This window comes from Mycobacterium sp., from assembly GCF_052145595.1.
Lineage (GTDB): Bacteria > Actinomycetota > Actinomycetes > Mycobacteriales > Mycobacteriaceae > Mycobacterium.
In genome coordinates this window covers 1-6,752 of sequence record NZ_JBKQOI010000276.1, presented here as the reverse complement: position 1 = coordinate 6,752, position 6,752 = coordinate 1, and the positions used below count along the sequence as shown (strand labels likewise).

Annotated in this window: 5 protein-coding genes and 1 pseudogene; 5 read left to right on the top strand and 1 reads right to left on the bottom strand. The window is 64.4% G+C overall.

Annotated elements, in window-relative coordinates; all coding sequences use genetic code 11:
• The coding region (locus tag ACLP4W_RS23890) for a hypothetical protein (protein ID WP_442389871.1) at positions 1–182 on the top strand (182 nt) is incomplete at its 5' end.
• Positions 183–247: 65 nt separating this feature from the next.
• Entirely contained in the window at positions 248–625 is a 378-nt protein-coding gene (locus tag ACLP4W_RS23885; protein WP_442389870.1) for a DUF732 domain-containing protein, read from the top strand.
• A 386-nt stretch (positions 626–1,011) separates the two neighbouring features.
• On the opposite strand, the gene ACLP4W_RS23880 is transcribed toward ACLP4W_RS23885, so the two are convergent.
• Positions 1,012–1,893 (bottom strand): hypothetical protein, encoded by an 882-nt coding sequence (locus tag ACLP4W_RS23880; RefSeq protein WP_442389869.1) that lies wholly within the window; start codon positions 1,891–1,893, stop codon positions 1,012–1,014.
• A gap of 282 nt (positions 1,894–2,175) precedes the next feature.
• Between ACLP4W_RS23880 and ACLP4W_RS23875 the strand changes: the two genes are divergently transcribed.
• From ACLP4W_RS23875 to mobF, 3 genes and pseudogenes are all read left to right on the top strand, one after another.
• A complete protein-coding gene (locus ACLP4W_RS23875; protein WP_442389868.1) occupies positions 2,176–2,829 on the top strand; it encodes a type IV toxin-antitoxin system AbiEi family antitoxin domain-containing protein in 654 nt (217 codons plus the stop codon).
• Positions 2,819–3,583: a nucleotidyl transferase AbiEii/AbiGii toxin family protein gene (locus tag ACLP4W_RS23870; protein WP_442389867.1), complete on the top strand. Its 765-nt coding sequence runs from the start codon at positions 2,819–2,821 to the stop codon at positions 3,581–3,583. Before ACLP4W_RS23875 ends, ACLP4W_RS23870 begins: the two co-directional genes overlap by 11 nt.
• A gap of 266 nt (positions 3,584–3,849) precedes the next feature.
• Positions 3,850–6,606 (top strand): annotated as a pseudogene (gene mobF / locus ACLP4W_RS23865) (MobF family relaxase).
• The last annotated feature ends 146 nt before the right edge of the window (positions 6,607–6,752 follow it).

The window sequence follows — 6,752 nt, the reverse complement described above, 5'->3', positions numbered from 1 at the left end:
TCGGCTACCAGGTCACGGATAGGCAGTTGGCGCTAAGCAACGCCCACGAGGCGTGCCGGCTATTCCGGCAGGGCGAGCCAGCTGCGGAGGTGAATCAGGAGATGGCTGCACGGATGCATGCCAGCCTGGACGCCACGCTGATGCTCACGTCGAGCGCGATGTTGTCCTACCCCGACTGCTAGCTACACAGTGGCCAAGGTCGGTGATCAGCCAGGTAAGGTCGCAATATGCTTTCTAAAGGGAGGCCATGACTCATATCAAGCTAGGTTTTGGGAAGTGGTCGACAGTCTGCGCGGTTTTGCTGTCCGCTGCCGCGCTGGTGTCCGCAGCGCCAGCATCAGCGGATCAAACTGATGATGCGTTCGTCGCGGCCCTTGCGAAGGGCGGGATCACCATGTCTGACCCCGACGCCGCGATTGCGACGGCCCATACGGTGTGCGCCGGACTCGATACAAACCAAGACGCATCCGCTCTGGCGATGAAGCTGATGCAGGACGCCGATCTCTCGCCGAAAGAAACCGGCTACTTCATCGGCCTTTCGGTAGCTGCCTACTGCCCGCAATACAAAGGTAAGGTCCGCGTTTCGTTTGCCTGGCTGCTGCCGGGGGACCCTGCTTTCATGTGAGCGTAAAGGCCATAACGCCACGGTTTCGCATAAGCCGTGCATACCTAGCGCCCACAGTCGGACTCGAACCGACATTGGACGGATTTTAAGTCCGCGTACCACGGCGTTTGCTAGCGTTGGCGTTTGTTGGCGCACTTGCCGAAATCGGTCATAAACAGCGGCTATGCGCAAGTTTGCGTTGGTGGGGGTGGGCGCGTTCCGGAGACGTGCCCCCGGCCCGACTCGAACGGGCGACCTAGGGATTACCAATTGGCGCATCTCGCAGTTGCCTAAGACTGCCCATTTTCACCTGTGACACAACAGATTTAGCCAAGGATGGGCACCGGTGAGAACCTGCCACTTACCGTCGAATCGTGGACATTGTCGATGAATAAACGATGACCGCATTACCCTGGGTGCGCACGGCGAACCTCCATCGTGACCACCTCCGACTGCGGGTCACCGTTGCGCTGGGCCACCATCTGCTGAGCGAGCACAAAGGCAGGCCGCAGGTCGTCGGCTACGTATGCAGCTATTCCAGGATCGCTCAAGTCGTTGCCAATCTCGGTTTCGACCAGCATTCCATTTAATCGAGATACGTATTCGTCGTCGGTTACGACAACAGGGTCACTCAGCGTGCCGACAGGCAGTGTGATCACGCCTAGCTGGATCAGGCAGTTGATGTAGTGAAGGGTTTCGATGGCCACGACCGCCGGGTGAGAGAACACGCCGACGGCTGCCCGATATCGCTCTTTGATGCCGAAGTAGCCCGTAGAGACCTCGTCGCCGTGAGCCACATCCTGGTACAGCCAGGCGTATGCCAAATCAATGTCAGTGAGGTGCTGGGTCCGACCGCCGCTGTCTGCGATCTGGTAGCCGGTGTAGAACGCCCGGGCTCGTGAGGTGCGGTCAGTGGCTTGGCTCCATTCCTCGCGCAGGTCACTCGACGAGGCGCGGAGCGCTGGGTCCTCAAGGCCCGTTAGCCGGTCCAGAGCACCGAAGGCCTTCTGCCAATGGAGGCGATCGCTGGCGAGGGTGAATGGCCGCAGACGGGTGGCTAGAGATTCGAACTGCACTTCATCCGGGAGGGGTGATCGCATCGTTACCGTCCCGTCGCCGTGGTCCTCCGCAATGGTCGGGACATGCATCAGCTGGCGTAGCAGATCACCTGGCAGCGGCGGCAACTGGTCGTCGTCGCCCTGCTCGTCAAGAGCCAACGGGTGTAGGGCGACCCTGCGCAGCCGTCGGACGAAGTCAGCGACCAGCTGCGTGTCCCCGGTGTTCGCCACGCTGTCACATCCCTTGGCGTCTCGGTGCGTCCAGTTGGCAGCACGCTACGCCCAGGTGGCGACACTTCGGCGATAGCCGGACCGAGCCGAAAACCGCGCCGGCGGCTGACGCTCGGGGGGCACCCCGCAAGAAACGTCTGGCGATGAGATCTGGTCCTAGACCCGAATTGCTGTACCAAAAGGCATATCGATCAATTGCGATCAGACAACGTGGTTGCATCATCAGTATGCATTTTATAGGCTTATAGCCTAATTTTTGCATACTCAAGGGGGCGGCTCGAGGTGGCTCAGCGCAGGAATACCGCACTCCCGGCAGTCCTTGCCGGCGCACCGTTGCGAACCATACGCGCCCAGGACGCCGGTGCTAACTATGCCTTTCCGGGCCCTGAGCTGGCACGGCTGGCGGACAAGGGGCTTTTACAGCGGGTGGCCCATGGCTATTACATCGTCGTCCCGCAGGACATGATCGGTCGCGAATGGGTGCCGAGTCTTGAGGCCGCGGCGGCCGGGATCGCCTCGGCCATCTACGGAGCGAGCCACGCTGTCCTCATGGGTATCAGCGCCGCCCGCGTGCTTGGCGCTATCCCGCGAGCCCTAGCAACGGCCGTTGTCGCCGTGCCCGACCAACACCGGCCGATTCGGCTCAAGGACCGTCAATCGGTGGTGCGATTCGTCAAGCGGGACACCGACAGGTTGGATGCCGAAGGTATCGAGACGCCCCTGGGGTCGGCCATCGTCACGACGCCAGAGCAGACTCTCCTGGACCTCGCACACCGACCTCAGCTCGGAGACGCCCGGGACGAGGTGCCCGCGGCGATCACCATGTTGTATGAGCGCAGCGATCACCAGCGCCTAAAGGCGCTCGCCGCCGACCAACGCCTCACGGCGTCGCTGCGCCGCGCTGAATCATGGGCGGCAACACAGCATGAACGCTGACGAACGCGCCGAAATCGCACAGCAGTTTGGCGTCGCACCTGAACAAGTCGAGCGCGACCGTCTCATCTCTCATCTGCTGGCATTCCTCAGTCAGAACTTCAACGACCGGATCCAGTTCATCGGGGGCACCGCCTTGGCGCGTACACATCTCCCGGATGGCCGGCTCAGCGAGGACGTCGACCTCATCGCCATCGACGATCGCAAGGCCGTGGCGGCTGATCTGGATGCGGCGCTGCCACGTGCACTGGCCAGAACGCACGGCAGGCTCACCCTGGATCCTCCCCTCAGCGGTGTGGCGAATACCGTCGCGGCAATACTGCGATCCGCCACCGGCATGGTGGTCAGGATCCAGCTGCTCTCGGCCCGTGGCAGAGTGCTGTGGCCCACTGAGCGCCGCCCTCTTGAGCAGCGCTATCGCGATGCGCCGGCGGCCGAACTTACTGTTCCCACTCTGCCCGCGTTCGCCGCGTCCAAGACGGCGACGTGGGCGGACCGTCGCGCACCGCGAGATCTCTGGGACCTATGGGCGCTCAACAGAATCGGGGCCATCGATGCTGCCGCCCTAGAGTTGTACCGACGATTCGGTCCGACGAATCAGCCTCCTGGCAACTACGTGTTCGAAACGCCGCCGTCCGAGGCCGAATGGCAGTCGCAACTCGCCGGCCAGACTCGGCTCACTGTCCACGCCGCCGATGCCCTGGCGTTCGTTCGCGAAGCGTGGGCTCGCGTAGTTGCTGCCGAGCACGGCAACTAAAGCCAATCACCGGCCCACCGAACACCCTGTTCTCCAACACTTCTCAACAACACCCAAATTCTCCCAGCATCACTACCTACGTCTCTATCCCTCTCCATCCTTCCCGAAACGCACTCCACCACAATCGATTACAGCCATGACACTCCTAAATACTGCTGGCACATTGGCACAAGTAGTGCAATACTGATTTGGGGCGCGCTGGACGCGCCCCAAATCCCAGCCGCTACAGCTAGTTTCGCCCCTTCAAGATCGTGAGGTGCTCACCGGTGCTGACGATCTCGCGGCTATCGCGGTGGAGCATCAACTATTACAACGACACCGCCCGCCAAGCCACTCAGGCTCACCCGGATCGCCAGCGCGCCAACGGGGGACTGGGGGAGTACTACTCCGAAGGCGACACCCGGACACCGACATGGCTTATTGCCGGCGACGCAAGCCGTACCGTGGAGCTGGTCGGCCTGGACGGGAGCGCCGCCGATGGCGGTACGGCCGATCCTAACGTCGCGGCGCGCTGGCTCGATGACGGGATCGCACCCAACGGTGCGGCCGGACGCGGCTTCACCACCGGCAGCGTGCACGGGTTCGATTTGACCTTCGCCGCCCCCAAAAGCGTGTCGCTGCTGCGAGCCTTGACCGACGACATCGCAGAAAAAGCGATACAGGCCGCCCATCAGCGGGCCATCACCGCCGCCATGACCTACCTGCACCAGCACGCCGGATACACCCGAGTGCACAACCCACTCACCGGCGTGAAGGACTTACAACGGCTCCCGGGGCTGGTGGCGATCGCCTACCAGCATGAAACCTCGCGCTGCGGGGACCCGCACCTGCACACCCACGTCATCGTGCCCAACCGCCAGTCCCGCGCCGACGGCACGCTGGTGTCGGTCGACTCCAAGTCGCTTTTTCACGAGGCCAAAGCCGCCGGCATCGTGTATCAGGCCACGCTGCGCCACGAGCTGCACGCCGAGTTGGGAGTGGAATGGGCGTCGGTGGACCCGTTGTCGGGGATGGCCGAGATCGCCGGCATCGATAAGGACTGTGTCAAGGCGTGGTCGCGGCGCTCCACTCGGTTACGGGACTGGGCGCATAACAATCTGGTCGTCGTTGACGGTGAGCCGACCGCCCAGCAGCTGGCCGCCGCCCAAAAGGCGACGCGGCCGGCCAAACCGGAATCCAAATCGTGGGCCGAACTCCAAGAAGACTGGCGCGCCGATGCGCGCGGTCCAACAGCAGGCGCGGCGCGGCAAGCCCGCGTTCACCCGCGCCGACCTGGTGGAGCTGGTGGGCGCGCTGCTGCCGGTGGATGCGCCCGGGGATCCGCGCGCGCTGATCGAGCAGATCGTGGACTGGTCGGGGTGCGGATCACCGCGACAAGAGAAGCCCACCACCGCGAAGGCCACGAAATGTTCACCGTCGATGCGGTGATCGCCGAAGAGGCGCGCATCTTCGACATGGTTGATGCGGCCGATACCCGCGCGCGGCTGGATGCGCGCGCCGCGGACCTGGAGGGCCTGTCCGCGGACCAGGCGCGCGCCATCGCCAACATTGCGTGCTCGCCGTATTTGGTGCAGCCGCTGCAAGCGCCGGCCGGCGCGGGCAAAACGCACTCGCTGCACGCGCTGCGCGCCGCCGCGCACCGCGCCGCCAAAGACGTGCTGGTTTTGGCGCCGACCGGGAAGGCCGTCGATGAGGCGATGCGCGGCGGGGCCGGCGACCGCGGGCTGACCGTGGCCAAAGCCATCAACCTGATCGACGATGACCAGCTCAGCCTGAACCGGCGCACCGTGATCGTCGTTGACGAAGCCTCCATGGTCGCCAGCCCCCAGCTGCGACGCCTGCTCGAGGCCAGCACCGCCGCACGGGCAAAGATCGTTCTGGTCGGCGATGCCTATCAGCTCTCGCCGGTCAAAGCCCGCGGCGGGATGTTCGAGCACCTCTGCGAGGACCTGCCGTGGTCGCAGCGCCTTTCTGAGGTGTGGCGGCTGCGCGACCCCGCAGAACGCGACGCCTCACTGGCGCTGCGGTCCGCCCGCGGCAACCGGCTGCGCAAAGCCATCGGCTGGTACCGCAACCACGAGCGCCTGCACACCGGGGACCCGATCGCGATGGCCGCCGACGCCACCGCCGCCTACATCACCGCCCGCGCCGAGGGCAACGACGTCGCCATCCTTTGCGACACCTGGGAAATCGCCGACGCCATCAACCAGCGCCTCCACGACCACTTCACCGCCGCGGACTCTCCCAGCGTGCAGGTAGCCCGCGATCAGCAGGTATGCCCGGGTGATCTCATCCTGAGCCGCCACAACGACGCCACCCTGACGGTCGAACCCGGCACACCCCACCGCCGGGATGAACGGGTCGACCAAGTCCGCAACGGCAACCGCTGGCGCGTGATCGGCGTCGACACCACGCACGGCCGGATCGCCGCCGAGCGACTCACCGATAAGGCCCGCGTCACCTTGGAAGGCGACTACCTACGCGAGCACATCACCCTCGGCTACGCCGGCACCGTGGCTTCCGCCCAAGGCATGACCATCGGCAACTCCACCACCCCGGGAGTCTGCTGGACCATCCTGTCCGATCGCGCCAGCCGCGCCATGGCCTACGTCGGCATCACCCGCGGCCGCGACGAAAACCACCTCGCCATCTACCCGGCCGTCACCAACGAAGCCCACCAACACCACCACGGCGCCGACACAGCCATCCACCAGGTCCACCGCGGCACCACACGCGCCGCCTCCCACGCGCTGCACACCATCGTGACCGCCAACGACGACCGGGCCCGCACCATGCACACCGTCGCCGCACGCACCGACCGCGACCTCCTGCCCACCGTTGTGGCCGCCTTACTGCATCGCAACGACCAACGCCGCGCCGACCGCGCGCAGGCTTGGCGCCAGCACAGGGCCCAAACCCACGCCCGCGAAACCGCCTACGAACGCATCAGCGCCACCAGACAACAGAGTCGTCAGCGCGAACGCAGCCGCCGTGCCGACCGTGGGTACGGTCTCGAACTTTAATTACCTACCCGGGCATTTCGAGGAATAGTCAAAACTTACTTATCAGTGAACGGTGCATCAGCGGCCACGGACACCTGATCAAAACAGGACTGTTGGTAGGTCTATCCACAGGCCCGGTGCCGAGCTGCCGGTCACCGTTCGCCAGC

Excerpts from the sequence above, each read along its gene's own strand:
- ACLP4W_RS23885 (WP_442389870.1), top strand. The coding sequence starts at position 248 with ATGACTCATATCAAGCTAGGTTTTGGGAAGTGGTCGACAGTCTGCGCG.
- ACLP4W_RS23870 (WP_442389867.1), top strand. The coding sequence starts at position 2,819 with ATGAACGCTGACGAACGCGCCGAAATCGCACAGCAGTTTGGCGTCGCA.